General features: G+C 39.6%; 29 protein-coding genes. 5 read left to right on the top strand and 24 right to left on the bottom strand.

The annotated features are described in order from the left end of the window. Positions 1–180: 180 nt before the first annotated feature. Complete coding sequence (locus PQ511_RS03780; RefSeq protein WP_273850581.1) at positions 181–339, top strand: hypothetical protein; 159 nt, start codon at positions 181–183, stop codon at positions 337–339. Positions 340–411: 72 nt separating this feature from the next. Here the strand turns inward: PQ511_RS03780 and PQ511_RS03775 are convergent, their stop codons facing one another. The 13 genes from PQ511_RS03775 to PQ511_RS03715 all read right to left on the bottom strand — a co-directional run bounded on the left by PQ511_RS03775 (position 412) and on the right by PQ511_RS03715 (position 10,789). After that, positions 412–828, bottom strand: coding sequence for an HIT family protein (locus PQ511_RS03775; RefSeq protein ID WP_273850580.1), 417 nt, complete (start codon positions 826–828; stop codon positions 412–414). Beyond that, complete coding sequence (locus tag PQ511_RS03770; RefSeq protein WP_273850579.1) at positions 818–1,657, bottom strand: DUF817 domain-containing protein; 840 nt, start codon at positions 1,655–1,657, stop codon at positions 818–820. Before PQ511_RS03770 ends, PQ511_RS03775 begins: the two co-directional genes overlap by 11 nt. A 23-nt stretch (positions 1,658–1,680) precedes the next feature. Beyond that, positions 1,681–1,905 (bottom strand): helix-turn-helix domain-containing protein, encoded by a 225-nt coding sequence (locus tag PQ511_RS03765; protein WP_273850578.1) that lies wholly within the window; start codon positions 1,903–1,905, stop codon positions 1,681–1,683. Positions 1,906–1,915: 10 nt separating this feature from the next. Next, positions 1,916–2,398, bottom strand: coding sequence for a DUF2975 domain-containing protein (locus PQ511_RS03760; RefSeq protein ID WP_273850577.1), 483 nt, complete (start codon positions 2,396–2,398; stop codon positions 1,916–1,918). 164 nt (positions 2,399–2,562) lie between these two features. Next, complete coding sequence (locus tag PQ511_RS03755) at positions 2,563–3,102, bottom strand: GNAT family N-acetyltransferase (protein ID WP_273850576.1); 540 nt, start codon at positions 3,100–3,102, stop codon at positions 2,563–2,565. Between the two features lie 65 nt (positions 3,103–3,167). Beyond that, positions 3,168–3,923 carry an AAA family ATPase gene (locus tag PQ511_RS03750; protein WP_273850574.1) on the bottom strand — a complete coding sequence of 252 codons (756 nt, stop codon included), beginning with the start codon at positions 3,921–3,923 and terminating at the stop codon, positions 3,168–3,170. A 38-nt stretch (positions 3,924–3,961) separates the two neighbouring features. After that, a complete protein-coding gene (locus PQ511_RS03745; protein ID WP_273850573.1) occupies positions 3,962–4,894 on the bottom strand; it encodes an alpha/beta hydrolase in 933 nt (310 codons plus the stop codon). A 28-nt stretch (positions 4,895–4,922) separates the two neighbouring features. Beyond that, a complete protein-coding gene (locus tag PQ511_RS03740) occupies positions 4,923–5,480 on the bottom strand; it encodes a GNAT family N-acetyltransferase (RefSeq protein WP_273850571.1) in 558 nt (185 codons plus the stop codon). Between the two features lie 24 nt (positions 5,481–5,504). Continuing rightward, on the bottom strand, positions 5,505–6,224 hold the full coding sequence (locus PQ511_RS03735; RefSeq protein WP_273850570.1) for an alpha/beta hydrolase family protein: 720 nt from the start codon (positions 6,222–6,224) through the stop codon (positions 5,505–5,507). Between the two features lie 159 nt (positions 6,225–6,383). Next, the gene (locus tag PQ511_RS03730; RefSeq protein WP_273850569.1) at positions 6,384–7,220 is read right to left on the bottom strand and encodes a phytoene/squalene synthase family protein; all 837 of its coding nucleotides are present in this window, start codon (positions 7,218–7,220) and stop codon (positions 6,384–6,386) included. A 7-nt stretch (positions 7,221–7,227) separates the two neighbouring features. After that, on the bottom strand, positions 7,228–8,664 hold the full coding sequence (locus PQ511_RS03725) for a phytoene desaturase family protein (protein ID WP_273850568.1): 1,437 nt from the start codon (positions 8,662–8,664) through the stop codon (positions 7,228–7,230). Further along, positions 8,661–10,160: a phytoene desaturase family protein gene (locus PQ511_RS03720; RefSeq protein WP_273850567.1), complete on the bottom strand. Its 1,500-nt coding sequence runs from the start codon at positions 10,158–10,160 to the stop codon at positions 8,661–8,663. Before PQ511_RS03720 ends, PQ511_RS03725 begins: the two co-directional genes overlap by 4 nt. Before the next feature lie 119 nt (positions 10,161–10,279). Then, on the bottom strand, positions 10,280–10,789 hold the full coding sequence (locus PQ511_RS03715) for a metallophosphoesterase family protein (protein ID WP_337957735.1): 510 nt from the start codon (positions 10,787–10,789) through the stop codon (positions 10,280–10,282). 33 nt (positions 10,790–10,822) lie between these two features. On the opposite strand from PQ511_RS03715, the gene PQ511_RS03710 reads away from it, so the two are divergent. Beyond that, entirely contained in the window at positions 10,823–11,320 is a 498-nt protein-coding gene (locus tag PQ511_RS03710; protein ID WP_273850622.1) for a L,D-transpeptidase family protein, read from the top strand. Positions 11,321–11,364: 44 nt separating this feature from the next. Here PQ511_RS03710 and PQ511_RS03705 read toward each other — a convergent pair whose 3' ends face one another. The 9 genes from PQ511_RS03705 to PQ511_RS03665 form a co-directional block, all read right to left on the bottom strand. Then, positions 11,365–12,147, bottom strand: a complete 783-nt coding sequence (locus PQ511_RS03705) for a serine hydrolase (RefSeq protein ID WP_273850566.1) — start codon at positions 12,145–12,147, stop codon at positions 11,365–11,367. Then, entirely contained in the window at positions 12,147–13,055 is a 909-nt protein-coding gene (locus tag PQ511_RS03700; protein ID WP_273850565.1) for a C40 family peptidase, read from the bottom strand. The genes PQ511_RS03705 and PQ511_RS03700 overlap by 1 nt, the downstream gene beginning before the upstream one ends. Then, on the bottom strand, positions 13,042–14,142 hold the full coding sequence (locus PQ511_RS03695; protein ID WP_273850564.1) for a dipeptide epimerase: 1,101 nt from the start codon (positions 14,140–14,142) through the stop codon (positions 13,042–13,044). Before PQ511_RS03695 ends, PQ511_RS03700 begins: the two co-directional genes overlap by 14 nt. A 164-nt stretch (positions 14,143–14,306) precedes the next feature. Then, positions 14,307–15,938 (bottom strand): peptide ABC transporter substrate-binding protein, encoded by a 1,632-nt coding sequence (locus PQ511_RS03690; protein ID WP_273850563.1) that lies wholly within the window; start codon positions 15,936–15,938, stop codon positions 14,307–14,309. A 54-nt stretch (positions 15,939–15,992) separates the two neighbouring features. Then, a complete protein-coding gene (locus tag PQ511_RS03685; protein ID WP_420541650.1) occupies positions 15,993–16,937 on the bottom strand; it encodes an ABC transporter permease in 945 nt (314 codons plus the stop codon). A 2-nt stretch (positions 16,938–16,939) separates the two neighbouring features. Continuing rightward, the gene (locus PQ511_RS03680; protein ID WP_273850562.1) at positions 16,940–17,869 is read right to left on the bottom strand and encodes an ABC transporter permease; all 930 of its coding nucleotides are present in this window, start codon (positions 17,867–17,869) and stop codon (positions 16,940–16,942) included. A gap of 15 nt (positions 17,870–17,884) precedes the next feature. Continuing rightward, positions 17,885–18,706, bottom strand: coding sequence for a M55 family metallopeptidase (locus PQ511_RS03675; RefSeq protein ID WP_273850561.1), 822 nt, complete (start codon positions 18,704–18,706; stop codon positions 17,885–17,887). A gap of 177 nt (positions 18,707–18,883) precedes the next feature. Then, positions 18,884–20,773 (bottom strand): ABC-F family ATP-binding cassette domain-containing protein, encoded by a 1,890-nt coding sequence (locus PQ511_RS03670; protein ID WP_273850560.1) that lies wholly within the window; start codon positions 20,771–20,773, stop codon positions 18,884–18,886. A 330-nt stretch (positions 20,774–21,103) separates the two neighbouring features. After that, positions 21,104–21,538 (bottom strand): DUF2203 domain-containing protein, encoded by a 435-nt coding sequence (locus tag PQ511_RS03665; RefSeq protein WP_273850559.1) that lies wholly within the window; start codon positions 21,536–21,538, stop codon positions 21,104–21,106. A gap of 162 nt (positions 21,539–21,700) precedes the next feature. On the opposite strand from PQ511_RS03665, the gene PQ511_RS03660 reads away from it, so the two are divergent. Both PQ511_RS03660 and PQ511_RS03655 read left to right on the top strand, forming a co-directional pair. Continuing rightward, entirely contained in the window at positions 21,701–22,021 is a 321-nt protein-coding gene (locus PQ511_RS03660) for a 2Fe-2S iron-sulfur cluster-binding protein (protein ID WP_273850558.1), read from the top strand. A gap of 312 nt (positions 22,022–22,333) precedes the next feature. Next, positions 22,334–23,167, top strand: coding sequence for a YitT family protein (locus PQ511_RS03655; protein WP_226658148.1), 834 nt, complete (start codon positions 22,334–22,336; stop codon positions 23,165–23,167). A gap of 41 nt (positions 23,168–23,208) precedes the next feature. On the opposite strand, the gene PQ511_RS03650 is transcribed toward PQ511_RS03655, so the two are convergent. Together PQ511_RS03650 and PQ511_RS03645 are read right to left on the bottom strand one after the other, a co-directional pair. Next, positions 23,209–23,691: a dihydrofolate reductase gene (locus tag PQ511_RS03650; protein ID WP_273850557.1), complete on the bottom strand. Its 483-nt coding sequence runs from the start codon at positions 23,689–23,691 to the stop codon at positions 23,209–23,211. Then, positions 23,688–24,482 carry a thymidylate synthase gene (locus PQ511_RS03645; protein WP_273850556.1) on the bottom strand — a complete coding sequence of 265 codons (795 nt, stop codon included), beginning with the start codon at positions 24,480–24,482 and terminating at the stop codon, positions 23,688–23,690. The genes PQ511_RS03650 and PQ511_RS03645 overlap by 4 nt, the downstream gene beginning before the upstream one ends. 140 nt (positions 24,483–24,622) lie before the next feature. Between PQ511_RS03645 and PQ511_RS03640 the strand changes: the two genes are divergently transcribed. Next, a complete protein-coding gene (locus PQ511_RS03640) occupies positions 24,623–25,066 on the top strand; it encodes an Hsp20/alpha crystallin family protein (RefSeq protein ID WP_273850555.1) in 444 nt (147 codons plus the stop codon). The last annotated feature ends 10 nt before the right edge of the window (positions 25,067–25,076 follow it).

Here is a 25,076-nt window from a genome sequence, read left to right as displayed (position 1 = left end):
CTTACCTTCCAATCCATGAGATAAGTATTTTCACTAGACATCCTTAGCTCGGTCATGTACTTCTTCAATGGAAGATTATTGAGTTAAGCTCCAAAGATACCTATTTCATACACATTTTGGATAAAACTCTATGTTATTAGTGAATAATAAAAATCACTAACTAAGTAATGGAGGGTCTTAATGAAGCAAAAACAACAGCCTAAAGAGAGTTTGGGGTCGATCATGAAACCAAAATACGCAGGAACTGATGCCCAAAAAGTAAAACAGGAAATCAAAAAAGATGTCAGTATGGGAGATGGGGCAATGACCTCCCGAGAAGCAGGTTCGATGCGAGATTAAAAAATATCCCGCTCAATCATAATTTGAAGGTAAAAAAGACCATCAATGAGCACGATGGTCTTTTCTTATCTATTACAGATACTTCCTTAATTGCAAACTCGATGCCGCTAATCCCCTTTTGGCTTTTCCATTATCCAGGTCCTCTTCATCATAAAATGGCTGACCCTGGAATCTTGGAATAAGATGCATATGATAATGGCCTAGATCGTTAAATAGACCGCCATTTTGACAGATGCTAATGCCATCAGGTGCATAAGCTTGTTTGATCGCTTTAGCGAGCTTCATGGAAGCTACCATAACGGCATTCGCGGTAGGCTCGTCTAACTCTTCTACATCCATGAAATGGTTTTTAGGAAGAATCAACAGATGACCTTCGTTAAACGGTTCAATATCCAAAATGCAGGTGATGAGTTCATTTTCGTATACAACATGAGCAGGTTCTTTTTTATTGGCTAAATGGCATCCTAAGCAGGCTTGTTTAGAAGTCATCTTCCATATCCTTTCTTTTTGAAAATAAAACTATCGTATTACTAGATTGACGAGATTTCTTTAAACGAGGAGGATGTGTTTTAACTTGCTTTAATGTCGCTACTATCAAGAAGCTAACAATCACGAGGAGGAGCCAGGAACTTACTTTGCCTAGATGGACAAGACTCCAGGCATCCGTTTGGTTTGGGTATTCCCAAGCACCAAAGAATGTTGCGATGTTTTCTGCAATCCATATAAAAAAGCCAATCAGAAAAAAGGAGAGCGCAATTGGCATCTTGTATCTTCGTCCATTAACCTCGTAATTGACCCATGATTTCCAGAATACAGTGATCACGAGAAAGGCTAACCACCAGCGCACATCAATCCAATAGTGATGTGTGAAGAAATTCAAGTAGATAGCGCCTGAAAGGGGAACGACTACCCAATTTGAGGGCCAGTTGATGAGTTGAACACGCAATCTTCTCCATGCCTGACAAAGGTAACTTGCAACACTTGCATACATAAACCCACTATATAAAGGGACACCTAGAATTTTTGTGTAACCTTCAGCAGGATAAGACCAGGAACCCATATGCACCTTGAACAGTTCAAGCGCTAACCCAATCACATGAAACAGTGTAATGACCTTGAGTTCGTCAACCGTTTCAAGACCTGAGCGAACCATCATCCACTGCATGAAAAGACAAATAATTAGCAGCCAATCATAGCGTGGTAGCACAGGGAATGTTACGACTTGAGTGATGGCTAAGGAAGCGAAAATAATAACCGGAAACAAACAGGAAAGCGCCTGTTCCAATCCAAAAGATGTGAGTTGTTTAATTGCCCTCATAAACTCATTCTCCATTAACAACTTTATCGATCATGGTGATCCTCATCACTTCTATATTCCAAAATGTCTCCTGGCTGACAATCTAGCGCTTTACAAATCGCCTCTAACGTAGAAAAACGCACCGCCTTGGCCTTCCCATTTTTTAAAATAGAAAGGTTCGCCATGGTGATCCCCACCTTTCCAGAAAGCTCTGTAACGCTCATTTTTCTTTTAGCAAGCATGACATCAATATTAATGATAATGGCCATAGTCAACACCTCAAACTGTTAAATCATTTTCAGATTTAATCTCAATGGCACTTCTTACTAATTTTTGAAGAACCGCAGTAAATACGGCAATGACGAGTGAAGCAAATATAAAGACAAGACCGATTAAAACGACACCTGGAGCATCATCTTTTTCTCCTATCAGATAGAAAAACGGCATCACTCCTATATAAACGAAACTGATCGCAACGGCACACCATTTTATCACTTTTAATGCATTTACCGATCGTGGTGAGAACGCCTCATGTTTATCAATTAAACTTAACAGTCTTAGAGCTTGATATAGCGCGATAAAAAAGGGAATTGCAGCCAAGTACATTCCGATTAATACAGGATAAACCAAAGTAGCCAAGCCTTCTGAATTCTCTAATACTTCTTTCGCGATCCACGGAAGTGCAAACAAGCATAGCAATAAAACCGCGATTCCAAATAGAAAGACCGTAAGCCTTAAGAAATACGTGGATCCTCGATTCACTAGAAACACCTCACTTCGTTATTGTTTTATTGTAAAACAACATTTATCGAAAAACAATAATTATTTATCACGTTTAGTTATTTAATTATCGTTCATTTAATATAAAAAAGGAATCCCATAATTAACGGAATCCCTTACTTTCAAAAACAATTCTACTTCAACCCTTACTTCCACTCTCGCGCTAAGAGACTGTACAAAATGGTGTCATGAAAATGGTCGTACAAATATTCCGCATCTCGAATAATGCCATCTTGTTTAAAACCAATTCGTTCGGGAATAGCTCGACTTTTCTTATTTTCAACCCCACACTGGATCTCAACCCTGTTCAATTCATACTCTTGAAATGCCTGGTCAATAAGTCCCTTAACAGCAGTTGTCATAATACCGTTCCCTTGAAAGTTTTTTGCCAACCAATAACCGATGCTTGCTTTTTTATTTGACCAATCAATGCCATGAAATCCGACCATCCCTGCTAGCTTCCCATTGTATAAAATTCCCGCTTGATAACCATCATGCGAAGAAAATTGTTTTAACCACATCTCGATCACAGGTTCATAGTCTTTCTCGTTCTTCATATGGTCAACCCAGGGAAGCCACTCCCGTAAATATTCTCTAGATTCGTCTACTAATGCAAAGATTTCTTTCGCATCTTCCATTTCAAGTAACTTCAATGATACTTCTTCATTCACTTGCATACGAAACATTCCATTCCCACCCTTATCCTTGTTATTAAAATTCCCGGTTATCATCTGACTTTTAAATTCTTTTCTTACTTTTCATTCTTAAGTAAATGATGCATAAGACGATCCTTATCATCAAAAAATTGCTTCATTGTTACGTAATGGTCCGTTTCTTCTAGATTTAGATGCTGCGTCCCCTTATCGCTTAACTGAAGAATTTTTGACTCAGGGTAGCTCATTATTATTGGAGAATGAGTTGAGATAATGAACTGCGACCCTTCTTGAACAAGCTCATGTATCCTTGTTAACATGGAAAGCTGCCTGATTGGTGAAAGAGCTGCTTCAGGCTCATCGAGAATGTATAACCCTTCTCCTCCAAACCGATACATAAATGTCGCGAAGAATGATTCTCCATGGGACTGCTCATGAAGTGATTTACCTCCATACGAATCGATGATCCTAGGGCCAAATCCTTCTCGATCAAGTTGTTCAATTGTTGTCGCCAGGTTGTAATACGTTTCTGCACGAAAAAAGAATGAATCGTCGGGGTTCTGTGCGCCCCTTGTTACTTTTATAAACTGATGCAAATTCGAATGCGAAGCATAACTTGAAAAGTTAAAATTTTTCGTTCCGCCCTCTGGGTTCATGCCTAGCGCAACAGCAATTCCTTCAAGTAAGGTTGATTTGCCCATTCCATTTTCCCCCACAATGTATGTCACATTTGGGTGAAAGATAAGCTTCTTTTGAAGCGATTGAACTGCAGGTAATGAGAAAGGAAATTCATTGTCTTCCTGTTTATGTAAACAAATGCTTCGTACATATTGTGTTTCCCTCGTTAATTTCACTTATCCTTCCCCCTCTAGTGATCCTACGAGTTACCTTCTTACTTGTTTTTTGAAATAAACTGTAAGGCGCGCTGTAACGATTCATTGAAAGCTTCTGGATATTCATGGTCCAGACCGTTAATCATTTTCAATTCATGTCGGATATTATTTTCTTCCAATACATCTGATAACGCTTTTGAACCTTCTAGACAATCATCATCTTGTTCCCCACAAATAATATACCCGCTTATATCCCGATTTTTTAGCGAAGCGATTGCCTCTTTCCATTCATCAATTTCAGGAAGCCATGGTGCGACGAATATAAATCCATTTGGTAAAATACTTCCATCGATAATTGCTTTCAACGCAACGCGGCACCCTGCAGAAAATCCTCCAATCAAAAAAGTATTGGATTCAGAAAGGCTTTTAACATGGTTTTCAATTTCTTGCACACCTTTCTCAACATCTTCCCATTCATAAGCATCAGAGAACTGAATTTGAGAGGATTGTGGAAAAGCAAGCGTATAATTTTGTGTTGCGGGGCGATTCCATGCCGATGATGTGATCTCAGCATTTTCTTGATCACCATGTAACGCCATTAATATAGGCTTGTCCCGAGACATACCTTCATTTAATAAGGTTAACTCAGGCACTGCTTCTCTCTTTGCAGCTTCTTCTCTAGTTTTACAAATTTCAACGAGTTCTTGAAACGCTTCAATCGAGCGAAGGGAATTTAAATCTTCATCCTGTTGTAAATATTCATACTCGTACCAGTAGCCGTGATCAAGTATGGCCTCCTTCATTAGATACAAAGCTTCTTCTTTTAGATCTGAAGCAGCTGCCAGCGCATATTGGAAGTTATAGAGTTGAGCTTTATTTCCGTTCACTCTTTCCGCATGTTCTTTCATAAATTGATAAGCTTCCAAACTACCATTCTTTTCGTATATCGCTATCGTTTCATTTAATAGACGTGTATAAGTTAATTTCTTCATCATTTCCTCCAAATTCTATTCTCAATCCTTAATCGAGCGTGATCTCCCATTCCTTGCGTAAAATCCCCATCTTAATCGCATCATAATAAAGACCTTCCACCATGCGAGCATCACGAATTCGTGCTTCTTCTTTCATCCCAACTTTGCTTGCTACTTTCATCATTCGGATATTTCCTGACCAGGTAGACATCCCAATCCGGTGAAGATCCGTGGAACGAAAGAGGAAGTCGATCCATTCTTTATACGCTTCGTAACCGTATCCTCCATTCCAAAAAAGTGGGTTGTAGATCACAATTCCTGTTTCAAGCCAGTTGGTGTACTTATCGACCCAGTAAGACCCGACGGTTCCAATTACTTCGCCCTCAGCTTCGATGACAAGTGTACTTGGAATGCCTGGACAAATATCGGAATCGTTTTGCCATTCATTTCGGTATTCTACTCTTGAAAGTTTTTTTTCTTTAATGTAGGGGCCATTCCATTTCTTTGCTTCCTGATTCATCTCTTCATACTTCCAATAATATAACGTGTTTAAATCTTCCCATGTCGCTTCTCTTAAGATCACTTTCTTCTTTTTGATATGTATCACTAGCACTCTCTCCTTTCCGGTACTTTATGTTTGCACTGACGCTTGAATTTCTAGCCAACTTAAAAAATCACTTTCCATTGTGGAAGTAAATTCATGAGCGACATTTTTGTACCGTTTCATCTTCACCTTTTTATTCGAGTTCGTTAAATAAGCCAAATACGCTTCTTGCCCCTTAATAGATATCACGTGATCCTTTTCACCATGTAGCAGCAGAACCTCACCATTTCCATGAGCATGACTGAGTGGATCATATTTTTTTAACATAGCTTCTTCTTCAATCGGAAGAGGGGTTTGATTCGTTGCTAAACGGAAGATACGCTCTGAAGTAATGAAGGAGCCTGATCCGCTAATATTTGCTAAGCCTTTTAGATTGGCTTTTGCAAAAACGCCACTTGCAATAAACCCACCCATTGACACACCTGCAATCACCGTGTTCTCCTTCGTAATGTTAGAATGGTTTAACCAAGCAATACATTCATCTATACTCTGGCAAATTACCTTCCAAAAATACGTTTGCATCACTTTCGGATGATAGGCATTAGGAAGAAGACTTCTTTCGTCATGATGAATGAGTTCAGGAATCATGACTGTAAATCCCTGCCTGGCTAATGATGTAGCATACTCCCGATAGTTCAATGCACTTCCTCCCCAGCCATGGTAAAGGATAATAGACATGATTGAAGACCTAGTGGATGGAGGTTCAACAAAATAATACGAGAAATTCCCTTCGTTTTTTTTTATCATATGGTTCACCTGAACTTCAATAATTTAAAGAGCTGATTCCTTCTCTCGATTAGAATCTTCGCTCACCTAATCATTTCAAATTTTCACAAATCTTACAACTCTTTTTTATTCGTCTTAATCAAACAAAAAACTCACCTTTACGTAAAGGTGAGCGTTTTGCTAGTTTCCTGCGATTCCTGATAAGAGGGCTTCTTTTTCTTTGTCTGAAACATATGCTCGCTGTCGAAACACGTCGTGATCTCTTTTCCGAATCGATTGTAAGATTGCTTTATAAAAAACGGCAGAGCTTTTTACAGGAAGTCGTGAATCTAGAGGATAATGATGCATAGCTGAAAAGGCATGTTCATAATGCCATTCAGCTCGAGAGGCTAACGATTCCCATACATCCACAAAAGCCTTATTCTTTGTTCGACTCATTAAATCATCAACGTGGTAACCTAATTTCGTCATTTCCTCAATTGGTAAATAGATTCGATCGCGATCAAGATCTTCTGAAATATCTCGTAATATATTTGTGATTTGCATTCCAAGACCTAATGAAATCGCGCTCTCTCGTAGCTGATCTACCTTTTGAGGCGCTAAAATAGGAAGAAGCATAAGACCTACCGTGCTAGCTACATGGTAAGAATAATGTTCAAGTTCATCAAGTGTATAATACCTGGTTTTGTATAGGTCCATTTCCTGACCTGCAATCATATCATGGAAAGCTTTCGCTTCCATGGGATAGTTATGAAATACATCTTCAAGTGCAAGCCACATCGGATCTGTTTGCGGGATTTGTCCATTCAAAAAAGAGGCAAATTCAGAACGAAAGACGGTTAATTCTGCTTCAGGATCTGTGCCTTCATCTATGATGTCATCTACCTGTCTGCAAAAGCCATACACAGCCCAAACGGCATTTCTCTTAGCGCGGGGCAATAAGGAAAAAGCTTTATAAAATGTTTTGGAATGATGTTTAATAATGGCTTCACAGTGTGCATAGGCTTGTTCGATCATCTTTCGTTCACACCCTTTCAATTTCTTTTACAAGAAGATCCGCTCCCTGCATCACAATCGGAATTCCACCACCAGGATGGATTGAAGCGCCAACTGCATAAAGATTGTCATATTTAAAAGGTTTTACCTGTGGTCTAAAAGCACCGGATTGTGTGAGCGTCGGTGCGATTCCAAAACTTCCACCTTTATACAACCCTTCCACCTCTGCATCAGCAGGTGTTCGAATCTCCATCCATTCGATTGCTTCACGTAAACCGGGAAACCCTCGTGATTCAAGAAGTTCAATCATTCTAGAGGCTACTTGCTCCTTTTCATCCCACTGAATCGATTCCCCTGAAGGGACGGGAATGAGAACATACAATACACCTTTACCAGGAGGGGCTAACGTCTCATCAATTCGAGAAGGATGGAATGTATAAATAGCTGGCTGGTCAGTCAGTTTTCCGCTTTGAAAGACGTCCTTCATATGAGAAGAAAAGTTATCCGTCATGAAAAATTGATGAACATCTGCATTCTCGTAAACTCGGTCTAGCCCCATGTAAAGGAGCAGACAACCAGAAGAAGCTTTGTATTTCTTACTAGGTGCTTTCACATCTTTTAAAAGATGCTTAATCATAGGGAAATCTCCATTATACACTACTTTATCATAATAATGTTCGCCACTCGAAGTACGAATTCCTTTACATACGTGACCATCGATTAGAAGTTCCTCTACATTAGATTCTAGGTGAACTGAAATATTTTGTAGATGAAGATGCTTTTCTAATACAGTAATAAGACTCGCATATCCGCCTTTAATATACCAAATACCATGTTCATACTCGCTAAATGGAACAAGTGAGTAGAGAGCAGGTGAAGCAGATGGATTACCACCAATATAAAGGGTTTGCAAGGAAAAGGCATCCTGCAATCGCTCATCTGTGAAATAATCTGAAACTTGTGATTGAACAGATTGATAAGCTTTTAATTCTAGTAGAAGCTTAATATTACTAGGTGTAAAGAAATCTTTCCGTTTAACAAAGGAACGTTCAAGGAATGCGGCTTTCCCTTTAATAAATCGTTCACGCATATCCTCGATGTAAGAGAGAAAATGCTGTTCCTCACCAGGAAACATGCGGGTAATTTCTTTTAACTGCTTATCAATATCGCTTGTTTTTGTAAACGTTTCTCCATTAGGGTAAATCATGCGATACAGTGGGTCACACCTTACCATCTCGACTTCTTCCCTCGGAATACCTGCTTTATCCAAAAACTCATATATCATTTCTGGAAGAAGCACAATTGTCGGTCCTTTATCAATCTTGAATCCATCTTTTTCAATAAATGCAAGTCTTCCACCTAATGATGATGCTTTTTCATGTATGTCTACTTTATATCCCTTTTGTGAAAGGAGTAGCGCAGAAAGCATCCCGCCAATCCCTCCCCCTACAATACCGATCGTCATTTCACACTCTCCAACGACGCCTGCTCATGAAGCATTTTGCTCGTAATTCGTGCTGACTCCATTATAGTAGGAAGCCCACTTCCAGGATGAGTTCCTCCGCCAACAAGCCAACAGTTATTTAGCTCTTTAAATTGATTTGGAGGCCTGAAATACATCATTTGTGGAAGATTATGAGCAAGGTTAAACGTTGCGCCTTTATACACGTTTAAATCCATTTCCCAGTCTGTTGGTGTGTACATTTCTTCTACTTCAATGTGTTGCTCAATATCTTTGAATCCTGTTCGTTGTTCCAGCTGATCAAGAACTAACCTTCTAAAATCACCTTTTCGCTCTTCCCAATCTACTAAACTAAAGTTATTTGGAACTGGAGCAAGGATATAAATAGAAGATTTCCCTTCTGGTGCTAGCGTGTCATCTGTGACAGAAGCATTCTGTACATAAATAGAAGGGTCTTCTGAAAGGATCTTTTGCTTCGTAAGCTCTTCTACATTCTTTTTATAGTCAGAAGAGAAAATAATGGAATGATGTGGTAAGTCATATTTCTTATCCACACCTAGATAAAGCATAAATGCAGAACAGGAGTACTTTTTCTGTTCCATCTTTTCAGGGGTATACTTTTTCACAGATCCTGTTGGAATAAGATGCTTCACAGCGTGTGCAAAGTCTGCATTAATGATAACTTCATCAGCATATTCTAAAGACCCATCTTCTAGTTCCACGCCTTTCACTGTTTTCCCATCCAGCAATAGCTGCTTTACACCTTTATTAGTATGAACTTCTCCGCCTTCTTCTTTTATCACCTTAGCCATTGCTTGTGGGATTTGGTTTAATCCTCCGATTGGATGAAAAATTCCGTAAGCATGTTCCATATAAGATAAAATAGTAAATGCACCAGGACACTCCCAGGGTGACATGCCAAGGTATTTTGCTTGAAATGTAAAAGATAATCGTAATCGTTCATCTTTAAAATAGTGTGACAGACGTTTATAAACACTATCCGTTACCGTTAACTTCGGAAGGGCTTTTACGAATCTCCATCTTCCATAATCAAGAAGAGAATCATGTTTATTTTGAAGAATTGGCATCAGTGCTTCAAACTTCTCTTTCTCTTCTTTCATAAAGCGTCTATACCCTTCCCCATCCCCAGGAAAAGTTTGCTCAATTCTTCGAACCATCTCATCTTGATCGCGAGTTGGATAAAAAGAAACGTCATCGAATTTCAATTCATACATGGGATCAACCTCAATCAAATCAAGATAATCATGTACATTCCGTCCAGATTCTTCAAACATTTCTTCAAGAATATGCGGCATGTTAAGGAAGGTTGGCCCTCTATCAAAGCAATAGCCGTCTCGCTCAAATCCCGAGGTTCTACCACCGATATAGGATTGTTTCTCATAAACTGTAACCGAGTGACCTTTACTAGAAAGTAGCATCCCCGCCGTCAGCCCTCCTGGACCTGCACCGATTACAATAACTCTTTTTTTTATAGACATGATTCGTTCCCCTTCCATCCGCATATGAAACTTCGCACATATGTTATACAAACATTATACATATTAGGCGGATTTTGTTCAACAATTTATGCACAAAAGCATGTTTTTAACGTATTGCCCTATTTTTCCATAAAGAAAACATGATCAATTTGAAGAGGCTGATTTGCTTTTACGTTTAACTTACCAAAAGAGTAATGTGACTGTTTTCGCTTATCGGTTGGGGATCCAGGATTAAAGAGTACTCTTCCTTCATACTCTTTATGAAGAGGGATGTGTGAATGCCCAAAAAGAATTAATTCTACATTTTCGTTTTTAAACTGAGATATGGCTCTTTGCTCTGTCGTTTTTCCTTTACCATGTCCATGCGTAACGCCTATGAGATGAGATTCCAGTTCAAGGACAAGTTTTTCGTTAAAATGTTCAATAAAAAAAGGTTCGTCAACATTCCCATAAACTCCTGTTACAGGGGCATAGGACTTTAGTTCTTCATATACATCTTTTGTTTGCCAGTCCCCTAAATGAATGATGAGATCGGCTCCGAGAAGTTCCTTTCTTAAAACTTCGGGAAGTTGCTTCGCCATCCGTGGCATGTGCGTATCTGAAACGATAATAACATTCATGGATTTCATTCCCTTCGTCATCCTATTGTGAAAGGAGGTTTTATTGTGCAACACATTGTAAAATCAGGTGAAACGTTATCTTCAATTAGTGGTGATTACCGTGTTTCTGTTTCGCAAATCATTATGGTAAATTCAATAGCTAACCCAAACCTTATATATCCTGGACAGTTAATTGAAATTCCGGGTTACCCTAATCCAGACACAATTCCCTTTTCGATTTATATATCCCTAACGAATCGAACCCTTACGCTTCAAAAAAATGGATCTACTGTAAAGGTATACCCTGTTGGCGTTGGCCGCATGCTTCACGATACCCCTACTGGAAAGTTTATTATTATTAATAAAGCACCAAATCCTGGTGGGCCATTCGGAACGTTGTGGATGAGTATTTCGAAGATTCATTACGGCATTCATGGGACAAATGATCCATCCTCCATAGGGAAATACGTCTCAAGGGGATGTATCCGAATGTATAATCAAGATGTAGAAGAACTCGCGAATACAATTCCAATTGGCACATCCGTCACAATCGGGCCCTAAACGAAAGACGCTGTCCGCATTTGGACAGCGTCTTACAATATCTATTAGTGGTAAAAGTCATATAGCAACCTGCCTGCATTTGCAATGGCTTCTCGACCATACCGATTCTCCAATAAGCCTGCTGTTAAAAACGCATAAATCACAGGCCCATCAGTAGTAAACAGAATGCCAGCATCATGTTCCACGCCATTTAGTTCACCGGTTTTATGAGCAAGTCGATTTTCCTTTATAGATGAAATTTTGCTTGGAAACTTATCTTTAAACTGCTGCTGTAGTAGAACTTCTACCCCCCATTCCATGGAGGATTTTGAGAGTAAGTGCTCGGTGACAAATTCACGTAATAGTAAATAAGTGTCTTTCCCACTTACCATGTTGTCCTTCCCTGCTTTAAGAGCGTTACGGTCCATCATCTTTCTCATAAGCTTTGAATGAAAGGCTCCTGCCGCTTTCATAGTATGATTAATGTTGTGTTCACCGACTAAGTCGATTAGCTGATTCGATGCAGTATTATCAGAAGATACAATCATCAACTTGAGGAGATCCCCTAACTTCCATTGAAGATCAGGTGAAAGATGGTGTATCACTCCTGCTCCTCCAACATCATTCATGTGATTTATTTGGACAACCTGTTCGATTGCCAACTGTTTATTGTCGACTTGTCTTAATGCTTCAAGCAAGATGGCGATTTTAATAATACTTGCTGACGATACTGGCTGATCAGCATGTAACGCAATATCGCCATCAGGTGAGGATACATAGATCGATTGATTCCCTTCAAGCCCATGAAAACACTTTATGATTTTCTCTTTCACCTGTTCAAACTGCATCAATGTTTCCCCCAATAACGTACGACCCCACATAATTCTTCCTCGTAAATTGTTCCTTTTAATGGTGTAATTTCAATAAAACGACCCGTACTTGGAGAATGAATCATTTTTCCTTCGCCATAGTAAATGCCTACATGGTGAACCGATCCTTTCCCATGTTCATAAGCAAAAAAGAGCAAATCCCCCTTTTCCCATTTTCCTTCCTCCACTTTGCTTCCTCCGTTTAACTGGTCATGAGCATCACGGGGAATGGTACAGCCAATGGCTCGAGCCATATTATAGCTAAACCCTGAACAATCATAACCATAGGAGGACATTCCTCCCCATAAATAGAGAAGCCCGATAAACTTTTCAGCTTCTTGAACAAGCTCATCCCCTGTTCCCACTTCCTCATTCTTTCGAGTGAGTATAACATCATCCTTATTTAACTGCCCTTCACCATGAGGGGTCCAAACAAGATATTCCTGATTTCGTTCATCAATAACAGGGAGAATGGTTTGATAACTTAATAGTATCTCGCTGTTTTTATTCGACTCAATTAATTTGACGGCATGTTTATTAGTCGAAACGCTTTTTGAATGATCATCAGGTAAGCGATCTGATAGTTGCGCCGTGGGTATCCATCCGGGATATCCTCTTTCATCTTTTGAGGAAGGTTGTGATGGCACTAGAACATATGACCAATTTCCACGTTGATCGAGTACAATGACCTGTTCACCATATAAAACTTGGGATTGAATATGGTTATGATCACACAGTTCAAGCCTTTGTGAATATGATAACGGTTCTAACCAATCGATTAAATGCACAGGGTTAGTGAGGGCATTCTTATCCATCGATCGCGCTTTCTCTGGTGATGTCCATAACGTTGCAACAGCTACAGCTACTGTTTTTTTAATTATTTCCAATTGTCATCCCACCCTTTTCAATCGTGTGAATTCCTAATCCATGTTCTTCTGTTAATTTCATAACATTTTTTGTATAGTGGACACCGCCATAAACATTGTCGTGTCCTAGCATAAGTGGAGCATCGAAATCAAACCGAGTAATATTTGGTTGACTTGCCGCAAAATGAGCGGCAGCTGTGATGCCTACACGCGATTCAATCATACTCCCCACCATACACTCCATACCGGCCGTCTCAGCGAGTGCATTAATTTTAAGCGCCTGATGAATCCCACCTGATTTCATCAACTTAATATTGATCAGATCACTTGCACGCATCTGAATCACCTGAAGAGCATCCTGGGGTGAAAAAACGCTCTCATCTGCCATAATTGGTGTTAAGACAGCATCGGTGACTTTCTTTAGTCCCTCTAAGTCTTTTCTATGTACGGGCTGCTCAACCAGTTCAATATTAAGACCTTCCTCTTCCATCTGGCGAATGGCATAAATAGCTTCTTTAGATGTCCATCCTTGATTTGCATCAAGTCGAATCGACGCCTTGTCTTGAATGCGTTTTCGAATAGCTCTAATGCGATTCATATCATTCTGGATCGTATCTTTCCCAACTTTTATTTTTAAAACGGTAAACCCATCTTCTATGTATTGCGCGGCATCATTTGACATTTCATCAGGGTCATTCACGCTTACAGTATAGTCCGTTTCCATCGTGTTCCGATACCCTCCTAAAAATTGATATAAAGGAAGGTGACCTTTTTTCGAAACAAGGTCATAAATCGCCATATCGACGGCTGCTTTTGCACTTGTGTTTCCTACTAACGCGTGATGCAACTGGTAAAAAATCGCTTCATAGTCTGCAAGGTTCATTCCTATTAGTTTAGGCTTAATCACTTGTTGAATTGCGGCATCGATACTAGCTAGACTCTCTCCAGTAATCACAACCGTTGGGGGCGCTTCTCCAAAGCCAACCAAATCTTCTGCCGTTATTTTCACCATTACCGCTTCGGCATCAGTAACCGTTCGAAGAGCTGTTTTAAATGGTTTTTTCAATGGCACAGAAACACAAAATGTTTCAATGTTCGTGATCTTCATTCAGATTCTCCTTTTCATAAGAACATGGTTTACTAGATCAAAATCGTTGCAGCAAATAGCGCTCATTAGGTTCATTCTAACAATGATGAATCTAGAACTATAGTCCTTTTACTTAATTACTCTAAAAGAAGAGCCCGGTTTATAGTAAACCGAGCTCCCTTTTATTACTTAATATCCGCCCATTTCAATTCCATGTACCCTACAGGGTGACGAACAATGCCCGTCACATCTTCATTTTGAAGGTAAACCTGATTGTAAAAATGAATTGGGAAGATTGGCATTTCTTCGAACAAAAGTGCTTCTGCCTCGTGCATGTACTCGAATCGTTTTGCTTCGTCTGTTTCTTCTTTTGCCTTAGTGATTAAAGAATCATATTCCTCATTACTCCATCCTGTACGGTTCATTGAATGGTCTGTTTGGAAACTTTCAAGGAAATTAATCGGATCACCGTAATCAGCTAAGAATGAACTTCTTGAGAACTGCAAGTTTAGTTGTTTTTGTTCATCAGAGAAAACGTTCCACTCCTGGTTAGCAAGTTCAACATCTACTCCTAAAACTTCTTTGTACATTTGTTGAAGCGTTTCTGCAATTTTTTTATGATCATCACTCGTATTATACGTTAGCGTTACTGCAGGAAGTTGATCATATCCTTCTTCTTCCATACCTTTTTCAAGTAGCTCTTTTGCTTGATCTGCATCTGTCGTGACGAGATCACCACCAACTTCTCTAAAATCGCCGCCTGCCGCATCTTCAAACCCATATGCGACAAAACCATAAGCTGGTTTTTCTTCATTTTTCGTTACAAATTCAACGATTTTCTGCTGATCAACCGCCATAGCGAAAGCTTTTCGAATATTTTGATTCTGGAAAGGTTCCATTTCAAGATTGAAACGATAGAAATAGGTTCCTGACTGATCCTCTACTTGAGCTTTTCCATCGCTGAAAAGCTCTTCACTTAAGTCAGCTGGTACATCAGAAGTATGGAGTTCTCCTGTTTTGTACATCTGATACTCTGTATTCGTATCATCAACCATAGCCCAGTTTACTTGATCAAGTTTTACATTATCAGCATCCCAGTAGTTCTCATTCTTACTGAACTCAAACTCTGAATCATGTTCCCATTTCGTTAGTTTAAATGGTCCATTACTTACATAGGTATCTGCTTCCGTGTGCCATTCGGGATTTTCTTCGACAGTTGCCTTATGAACAGGGAAGAAAGCCGGGTTTGAAATCAAATTTGGAAAGAAAGCAACTGGACTTTCAAGCGTTACTTCAAACGTTGTTTCATCGACTGCCTTCACCATCACATCTTCTTCAGACCCTTCTCCAGTATTGAACGCTTCTGCTCCTTCAATGAAGTAAGAGAGAAAAGCTGCAGGAGATGCCGTATCAGGATTGGCTAGTCGCTTCCATGCATATTCAAAATCTTCAGCAGTAACCGCCTCACCATTTGACCACTTTGCATCTTCACGTAAGTGGAATGTATACGTTTTTCCATCTTCCGATTTTTCCCACTCTTTTGCAGCAGCGGGCTGTGGTTGATCCTCATCATCAAGACGTGTTAAGCCTTCCATTAAATTATTTAACGCATTCCATGATACACTATCAAACCCAATTGGTGGATCAAAGGAAGTTGGTTCACTTCCATTGTTTAACTTAAGTACCTTCGTACCGTCTTCTTGCTTCGCATCGTCACTTCCTGAATTTGAATTTGATGAGCTATTTTCCGTTGTCGTACAACCAACGATTCCAATAAGAAGCAACAAGGAAAGTAGCATTGTTACGATTTTCTTCAAATAATTTTCCCCCTTAAAATGTCATTATCAGTGAAATCTCATAAAAATGAGGTTTTACTTACGTAATTTTGGATCAAGCGCGTCCTGCAAACCATCGCCAAGAACGTTAAAAGCAAACATCGTTAACGAAATAAAGAATGCCGGGAAGAATAACCTCCACCAGTGACCAGATAGAATCACTGATAACCCATCATTTGCCATCACTCCCCAACTCGCAACAGGAGCTTGTACACCAAGTCCTAGAAAGCTTAAAAACGCCTCTGCAAAAATGGCGGTTGGAACGGTCAAGGTCATTTGAACGATAATGGGTCCCATCGTATTCGGAAGGAGGTTCTTTCGGATAACACGCCCGGCACTCGCTCCAAACGTTCTTGAAGCCAGCACGTGTTCTGCATTCTTTAATTGAAGAACCTGGCCACGTACAATTCTTGCCATCCCAACCCATCCTGTTACGGTTAAGGCAATAATAATCGTAAACAGTCCAGGTCCCATAACTACCATCAGTAAGATGACCATTAGTAAGTACGGAAGACCATATAAGATTTCAATGATTCTCATCATAAAATTATCTGTTCTTCCACCTTTATAACCAGAAAAACCACCGTAAGCGACACCAATGATAAAATCAATAATAGCCGCCATGAAACCAACGAATAATGAAATCCGTGCCCCATTCCATGTACGGGTGAACATATCCCGTCCGAGATTATCCGTACCGAACCAATGTTCAGAAGAAGGTGGTAGATTTCCTTCTGTTAACACCTGGTGGTCATACGAATAAGGTGTTAGTAATGGCCCAAAAATAGCCATTAATACAAGGAGTATCAACATCACGAGTCCTGCCATCGACAATTTGTTTTTAGATAACCTCATCCATGCGTCTTTCCAATAAGAAATACTAGGTTTTGCAATTGTCTCAGCATGATAAGAGGAATTTTCTAATGGAAGAAAGAGATTGTCTGATAGATGCTGATTCGTTTCTTTTCTTTCAGGTATCAAAGCTATTCCCCCCTCTTATGTAGCTTAATTCTCGGATCTAGTATCCCGTAAGCAATGTCTACAATAAAGAGCATCATAATAAGGAAGGCGCTATAAAAGACAGTTGTTCCCATAATGACAGGATAATCTCGATCGTTAATGCCGTTAATAAAATACTTTCCCATTCCAGGAATCGCAAATATTTTTTCAATTACAAAACTACCCGTTAATACACCGGCTACAAGCGTCCCAAGTATTGTAATAACTGGGAGCAGCGCATTTCTAAGCGCATGTTTCATAACAATTTGAAAGGTCGTCATACCTTTCGCTCGAGCCGTCATAACATAATCTTGGTTTAGAACCTCAATCATACTGGACCTGGTTAATCGTGCAATGATTGCCATAGGACCTGTTGCAAGTGCAATAGAAGGTAAAATCATGTGCATCGGTGACGCCCATGTAGCCACAGGGAAGATTTCCCACGTAACCGCTAATTGCTGAATGAGAAGTGTTGCCATTATAAAGTTTGGCACCGAAATACCGATTACTGCAAATGTCATAGCCATGTAATCAATTGCCCCATTATGTCGAAGTGCTGCCATGATGCCAAGCACGATACCTGAAATGATGGCAATAATGAGCGACGTGATGCCAAGCTCAGCTGAAACGGGGAACCCTCTTCCTATCATTTCATTCACCGATGTAGATGATTGTTTAATAGATGGTCCAAAATCAAGCGTTGCAAGAGATTTAATGTAAATAGCGTACTGAATAAAGACAGGTTCATTTAAATGGTAATGAGCTTCAAGGTTTTGCTGGACTGCTTCACTCGTGTTTCTTTCCTGGTTAAATGGTGATCCTGGAACCGCATGCATTAAAAAAAACGTAATGGTTACGATGATCCACAATGTAATCACCATGGCGAACAAACGATTCATCACATATTTCGCCACAGGCATCCCTACTTTCTAGCTAAATGTTGTTCTAGATGCTAATTCTGTCATCACAAGCATTGCCTGATAGGCTTCTAGCATGTTTTTTGCTTGATAGTTGACAGTTGTTTCTTTTTCAATCTCAACTCCTGGCATGAGACTTGCCCACTCCGCCTGACCATAATTGGTAAACTCGATGCGAAGAACTACATCACCTGGAGGGACTAAAGGTTCAACATTCCGTCTATTCTTGAATGCTTTCTCCGTTTGTTCACGCAAAATCATTTCCGTTTTTTGTGGAGATATTAGAAGCGCAGAAGATCGAGAAATTGTTTCTTTAACAACTGCCGTTGTCACGTTTGGGATAAGCTGCTCAGCTTCTAGCACTGCTCGATCATCCCCAGCAACTAATAACACAGGTACCCCAAAATACCCTGCAACATAAGCGTTCATACCTAACTCTCCAACAACTTGGTCGTTTATGTAGAAATTTCTAACATTGTGGAACATGGAATGAGACATCGTCCCCGAGGTCCCAGCACGTGCATGATAGCCTATCATTCCCATTCCTTCATATGTACTGTCTAATGCTTGAACCATTGAAAAAGGTTTCACATCACCTGAAATGAGTTTTGCTTCAGGATGAAGCTTCTCAAAAAGCAAGTTGTTCATTTTTGAATGACTATCATTCACCGTCACAGAAGTACACCCGCTTCCAAATGCTGCTTCAATGACATGATTCGCTTCTTTCGTCATCATCTCCTGACCGCGTTCATAATGCCGTTTACCAGCATCTATAAACGAGTCATCTACTAATCCTGTTATGCCTTCCATATCTACCGATAAATAAAACTTCACAAATTTTCTCCTTTCTCTCTAGATTCGTAACTTTCTGAATTATTATACCACTATTTACTTCGTTTCTCAAAATATTCTAAAGAAATTGTGAAGTTTTATTTCATCCTTTTTTGTAGATTACGGTCATAAGGATGAAATAAAAAAGCCCTACCATTGTGGATGGTAGGACCTTGAAATTCACGATTCGATTTTTTCTGAGAGCTCAGACCAACGTTCAATCTTTTCTTCTAACTCCATTGTAAGAGCCTGCTCCTCCTTATAGAGCTCGTCTACCCTCGCAAAATCACTTCCTGATTCTGCGATTTCAATCTTTATCTCTTCAATACGATGCTCAATTTTCTCAATCGTATCCTGAATGGTTTCCCATTCTTTCTTTTCTTTGTACGATAATTTCACTTGTTTAGGCTTTTCATTCACGATGTCTTCTTGTTGACTCGATTGCTTTTTATCAAGCGCTTCAAGTTCTTTTTCTCTTTTAATAACATCAAGGTAATCAGAGTAGGATCCATAATAATGAGTGATCTCTCCATCCCCCTCAAAAACAAAGAGCTGTTCAGCGACTTTATCTAGAAAGTATCGGTCATGGGAAACCGTAATGACAGCGCCTGGAAAATCAGCCAAATAGTCTTCGAGCACAGCCAGCGTCTGAACATCTAAATCGTTTGTTGGTTCATCGAGGAAAAGGACATTTGGTTCTTCCATAAGAATCCGCAACAAATATAAACGTCTCTTCTCTCCCCCAGATAACCGAGAGATATAGGTCCATTGCATATCCGGAGAAAATAAAAATCTCTCAAGCATTTGAGAAGCCGATACAGTACCGCCTTTGCGGAGACGTACTTCTTCTCCCCCTTCTCGAATATATTCAATCACTCTTAGTGATTCATCAAGTCCTTCATTTTGTTGCGTGTAAAAACCTGGTTTAACGGTTACTCCAATCTCCACTTGACCAGAATCTGGTGCAATTCGACCAGCAAGCATATTAAGTAACGTCGTTTTTCCAGAACCATTTGGCCCGATGATCCCAATGCGGTCTTGAGGGAGTACTAGGTAATTAAAACGATCAGTTAACGTTCGACCATTAATGACTTTAGTAAGGTCTGTGGCTTCAATAACCTTTTTACCTAGTCGACTAGCGCCTAACGCCATATCGACGTTGCCTTCAGTCGTACGCTCAGGAACTTCCTTCATGTTCTCAATTCTTTGTTTTCTGGCTTTTTGTTTTGTGGTTCTTGCTTTAGCTCCTTTTTTTAGCCATTCAAGTTCACTTTTTAATAGCTTATTGTGCTTATCCTCTTCTTTCGCTTCACGTTCTTCTCGCAAAGCTTTTTGTTCTAGAAATGTTGCATAGTTCCCTTCATATTCAAATAATCTACCTTTATCTAATTCAAAAATGCGATTTGTTACGCGATTAAGAAAATATCGGTCGTGGGTAACGAGTAAAAGCGTACCTGAATAGCTTGCGAGATATTGCTCTAGCCACTCCACTGTCGCATTATCAATATGATTTGTAGGCTCATCGAGAATTAACAAATCGGCAGGATTAATAAATGCTTTCGCTAGTGCAACTCGTTTCTGTTGACCACCCGATAACTCATTAACCTTCGCCTCAAAATCACGAAGACCTAGCTTTGTTAAAATCGTTTTAGCCTGGGTACTAAAGTCCCAAGCTTGCAGACGATCCATGTCTTCTTGTGCCTGTAGGAGCTTATCTTGGACTGATTTTTTTTCGGGATAATTCATAACAGATTGGAGCGCCTCTTCATATTTCCTGACCGTATTAAAAAGTGGTACGTCACTATCAAATACCGTTTCAAGAATCGTTTTCTTTTCTATAAAAACAGGATCTTGGGGTAAATATTCAACATGGAACTGATTTGCGTGATGTAGCTTACCGCTATCCATCGACTCAAGCCCTGCAAGAATTTTAAGTAAAGATGATTTACCCGTCCCGTTAACCCCGATTAACCCAATTCTCTGCTTCTCTTCGAGTGAAAAAGATATTTCATCAAATAATGTTTTTTCCCCATACGACTTGGTGATTGATTCAGCCTGTAACAAGCTCATGATACTCATCCTTTTCTCTCTTTAGTCTGCTTTCTATTTTAACTGTTTTAAAGAAAGAAGGGAACTAATCTACCGATAAACAAAAAGAAGCTCCATTCAGAGCTTCTTTTTATTATGCGTTCTTTTTCTGCTGCTTGTTTTTCTTATGCTTTTTATTATTGTTCTGATCAGCTGCTAATTCACTTGCAAATTCTGTTTCATGTTTATGGTTTTGCTTTGGATTTTTCATTGTTACACCTCCTTAGATTCTTAATTTGGACGATTAATTATTTTCTATACTAGTACAGTAAGTGAAATTTATTATTCTATTCAAAAAAAGGCTGAATGAATTCAGCCCTGCTCTTCTTCTTCCTTCATAATATTTTCAATTGGCTCTCTCTGACTAAATCCACCTAGATCCGAGTGATAAAAGGAAACCTCATTCTCGCCTTCTTTCCAGCAAAGCAGTACTTTTTTTCCGTTAATAACTGCTGGAAAATCAATTAAACCTTCATCGACATTTTTAATTTCGACACCGAGTGCCATAATATTATTGATAAACGTTTGGGCTTCTAACTCCATAAACTCCATTCGAGCTTCTTTCTTAAATAGAATATCTTCATCTACTTTTGTTTTGTGGCGGTAAAGGAGCGTCTTCTTGTGTTGCTCAATCTGATCGTAATGTTCACTAAATTGGGCTTTCAAACGCTTTAATCCAGCAAGCTCTCTTTTAATCACGGGTAATAAACCATTCGCTTCCTCTAAAGTGAAATATTTTTTATCCATGTTTTTCCTCCTGGTTCGTCTTTACTACTTTCTATTTACCCTCCCTTCTATTCTTTACACATCATTCGACGAAATTTTACAATAAAATGAGTACTTCAAACGGTGACAAAATTCCGATATGATAGAGAATGAACGGGGAACCAATTATAAGGAGGAATTTCTTTGGCTAAAGTAACCGTACCAGATCACGGAACATTTGAAGTAAAAGAAGGAACTAAGTTAGCACTGGCTCTTGAAGATAACGGAGTACATGTGCTGCACCGGTGTGGAGGAAATGCTAAATGCACAACCTGCCGCGTTGAAGTGTTAGATGGAGAATTTTGTGACCTTACTGAAATTGAAGAAGAAGCGTTTAAGAAAAAAGGCGTAGAGGAAAAACTTCGTCTTTCTTGCCAGGTTCGCGTTAACGGCAACTGCGAAGTAAAGCCTGCGATGACTGTGGAAAGCTCTGGCCTTGATGCTGGACCAAGACCGGCTGAATAAGCAAAACAAAGACGAGCTCACGTAGCTCGTCTTTGTTTTGCTTACTCTTTAAGATTTATCAAACGTGTACAAAACCTTTCGAAATAACCCCTTTAGCGACTTTCTAAAATCCCGTCCTTCTATCTCGTTCATATAGGTTGATATCGTTTGTTCCACCGTTTATATTCGCCTGCCACTAGCCCTCCTTGCCTTACTTTTTTCTCATTTTAACCTAATGACGTTTTTACGAACAACATTGCTTTTCAATCTTGTTGCACATAACCCACTGTGTTATATTATCCTAGGTATTCAGGAACAGATCGGAGTGATAATTTGAATAACACAGGAAAAGAAATTACATTAATTATCATTGGTTCGCTTTTCTTTGCACTTGGTGTAAACTGGTTTGCGATTCCAAACGAACTAGGTGAAGGCGGCGTAACAGGTATTTCCATGACGCTTTATTATATCCTTGATTGGTCCCCTGGGATTACAAACTTTGTAATGAATGCAGTGCTTCTGGCGATTGGTTATAAAGTTCTGAATAAACGAGTAACATGGTACACAATGCTCGCCATTTTCTTTAGCTCCTTGTTTATCCAGCTTACTGAAGGAATGGGTGAGCCGCTCGATATCATGCTTGGTACAGTTTTTGCAGGTGTTTTTATTGGAATTGGTCTTGGACTTGTTCTTCGCTCAGGCGGTACAACTGGTGGTTCTACGATTGTAGCAAGAATGCTCAACCAGCACTTTGGATGGAGCGTTAGTACATCGATGTTTGTATTTGATATTCTTGTCGTCCTCGGTTCTTCTGTTGTTATTGGGATCGAGAATACGATGTATACCGGGATTTCCATCTATATTAGCACGAAAATATTGGACTATTTAATTGATGGATTTGATACACGAAAAGCCGTTACAATCATCTCAAAGAGCACAGTTGCAATCGCAGAAAAAGTAAGCGCTGAAATGGACCGGGGCGTAACGGTGATTAACGCACGCGGTCATTACTCCAACGAATCAAAGGATATTCTTTATGTTGTGATTAACAAACAGGAGCTCTTTCTTCTCAAAAAAATGATTCAGCAAGTGGATGATAAAGCTTTTGTTGTGGTCCATGATGTGCGAGATGTTTTTGGAGAAGGTTTTACCTTTCCAAAAACATAATGAACAATCCCCCGGTGAGATTCACCGGGGGATTGTTTTCATTAAGTACGATCGTACACTACAAAATCAAAATCATGCTTATTTCGCTCATCGCTTTCATGTTTTTCTCGTGATGTTTCTTTCCAATCATCTTTAGAGAAGGTAGGGAAATACGTATCTCCATTAAATGTTTCATGAATTTCAGTAATGTATAGACGATCCGCATGCGGCAGAATTTGCCGATAAATTTCCGCTCCTCCGATTACGAACCACTCTCTTTCCTCACACTTTGCAAGGTCGAGAAAGGCTTCGATTGAATGGAGGACTGTAACCCCTTCATATGCGAGATTTTTTCTCGTAATAAGAAAGTTTTCACGTCCTGGTAATGCTTTTCCAATTGACTCAAACGTTTTTCTTCCCATCACAATCGACTTTCCTGTCGTCATTCGCTTAAAGTAAGCAAGATCAGCTGGCAAATGCCATGGAAGATCATTGTCTTTTCCAATTAACTGCTTTTCATCCATCGCAAGAAGAAATGAAATCATACAGATACCTCTCCTTTAATATGAGGATGAGGATCATAATCCGTTAATTCAAAATCATCAAATGAAAAATCAAAGATTGATTTCACTTCTGGATTTATTTTCATTTTAGGAAGTGATCTTGGTTCACGTGTAAGCTGAAGCTGAACCTGTTCGATGTGATTATTATAAATATGCGCATCACCTAACGTATGGATAAACTCACCTGGCTCTAAGTCACACACCTGTGCCATCATCATCGTTAATAGCGCATAAGAAGCAATGTTAAATGGTACACCAAGGAACACATCAGCAGATCGCTGGTATAGCTGACAAGAAAGTTTTCCATCTGCTACATAAAACTGAAAAAGACAGTGACATGGAGGCAAAGCCATATCATCAACTTCAGAAGGGTTCCATGCTGTTACGATCATTCGTCTGGAGTTCGGATTTGTTTTAATTTGTTCAACCACTTTTGCAATTTGATCGACTGTTGATCCGTCTGCGCCTGTCCATGAGCGCCATTGATGACCGTAAACAGGACCAAGCTCTCCGTTTTCATCAGCCCATTCATTCCAAATACGCACGCCATTCTCTTGAAGATACTTTACGTTCGTATCCCCTTTTAAGAACCAAAGCAGCTCATGAATAATGGATCTTAGATGAAGTTTTTTTGTTGTTAATGCAGGAAAACCCTCCTGCAAATCAAAGCGCATTTGGTGACCAAACACACTCATTGTACCTGTACCCGTTCGATCAGACTTTTTTGTTCCGTTATGTAAAATTTCCTCGCAAAGCTGCAGATAAGTCTTCATGATACTCCTCCTTCAATTCTCTACTGACCATTGTAACATGAAGAAAGGAGAGAAGTAACTTCGGAATCCCTTGGCAAAAGGAACCTTTTCCATGGGCTTACATACTGTATATCAGAAATGTTGGAAAGGATGAATGTCAAATGGGTAAAGGCGATAAGTTGCCTAAACTGTTTCAGGACCCTGCTATCCAAAATTGGATGAACACGTTTGATGATTTTTTTAAAGAGCCGTTTGCCAACCTTCTCCCTGCTCAATCGTTTCGCGTTGATCTTTACGAAACCGATGCTGCTTTTATTGTGGAGGCAGAGCTACCTGGCATTGCAAAGGAACAAATTAAAGTTGAACCACTTGGAGATGGACTGCGCATTTCAATCGAGTCGAAAGAATACCAAGAGACACGAAATGATAAACAAAAATATTATAAACAAGAACGTTCCTATGCTAGTACGAGTCGCACAATCAAACTACCGTATCACTTTTCAATGAAAGATGTGAAGGGAAAATACGAAAACGGTATCCTCGCGATTAAGATTCCAAAAGCGAATCGCATACGAAACGATGCTAACTATATCGACATCGATTAAAAAAGCGCAG

The organism is Guptibacillus spartinae, assembly GCF_028610625.1.
Classification (GTDB): domain Bacteria; phylum Bacillota; class Bacilli; order Bacillales; family Guptibacillaceae; genus Guptibacillus; species Guptibacillus spartinae.
Note: the sequence above shows the minus strand (reverse complement) of the source record. Positions and strands in the feature narration are given on the sequence as shown.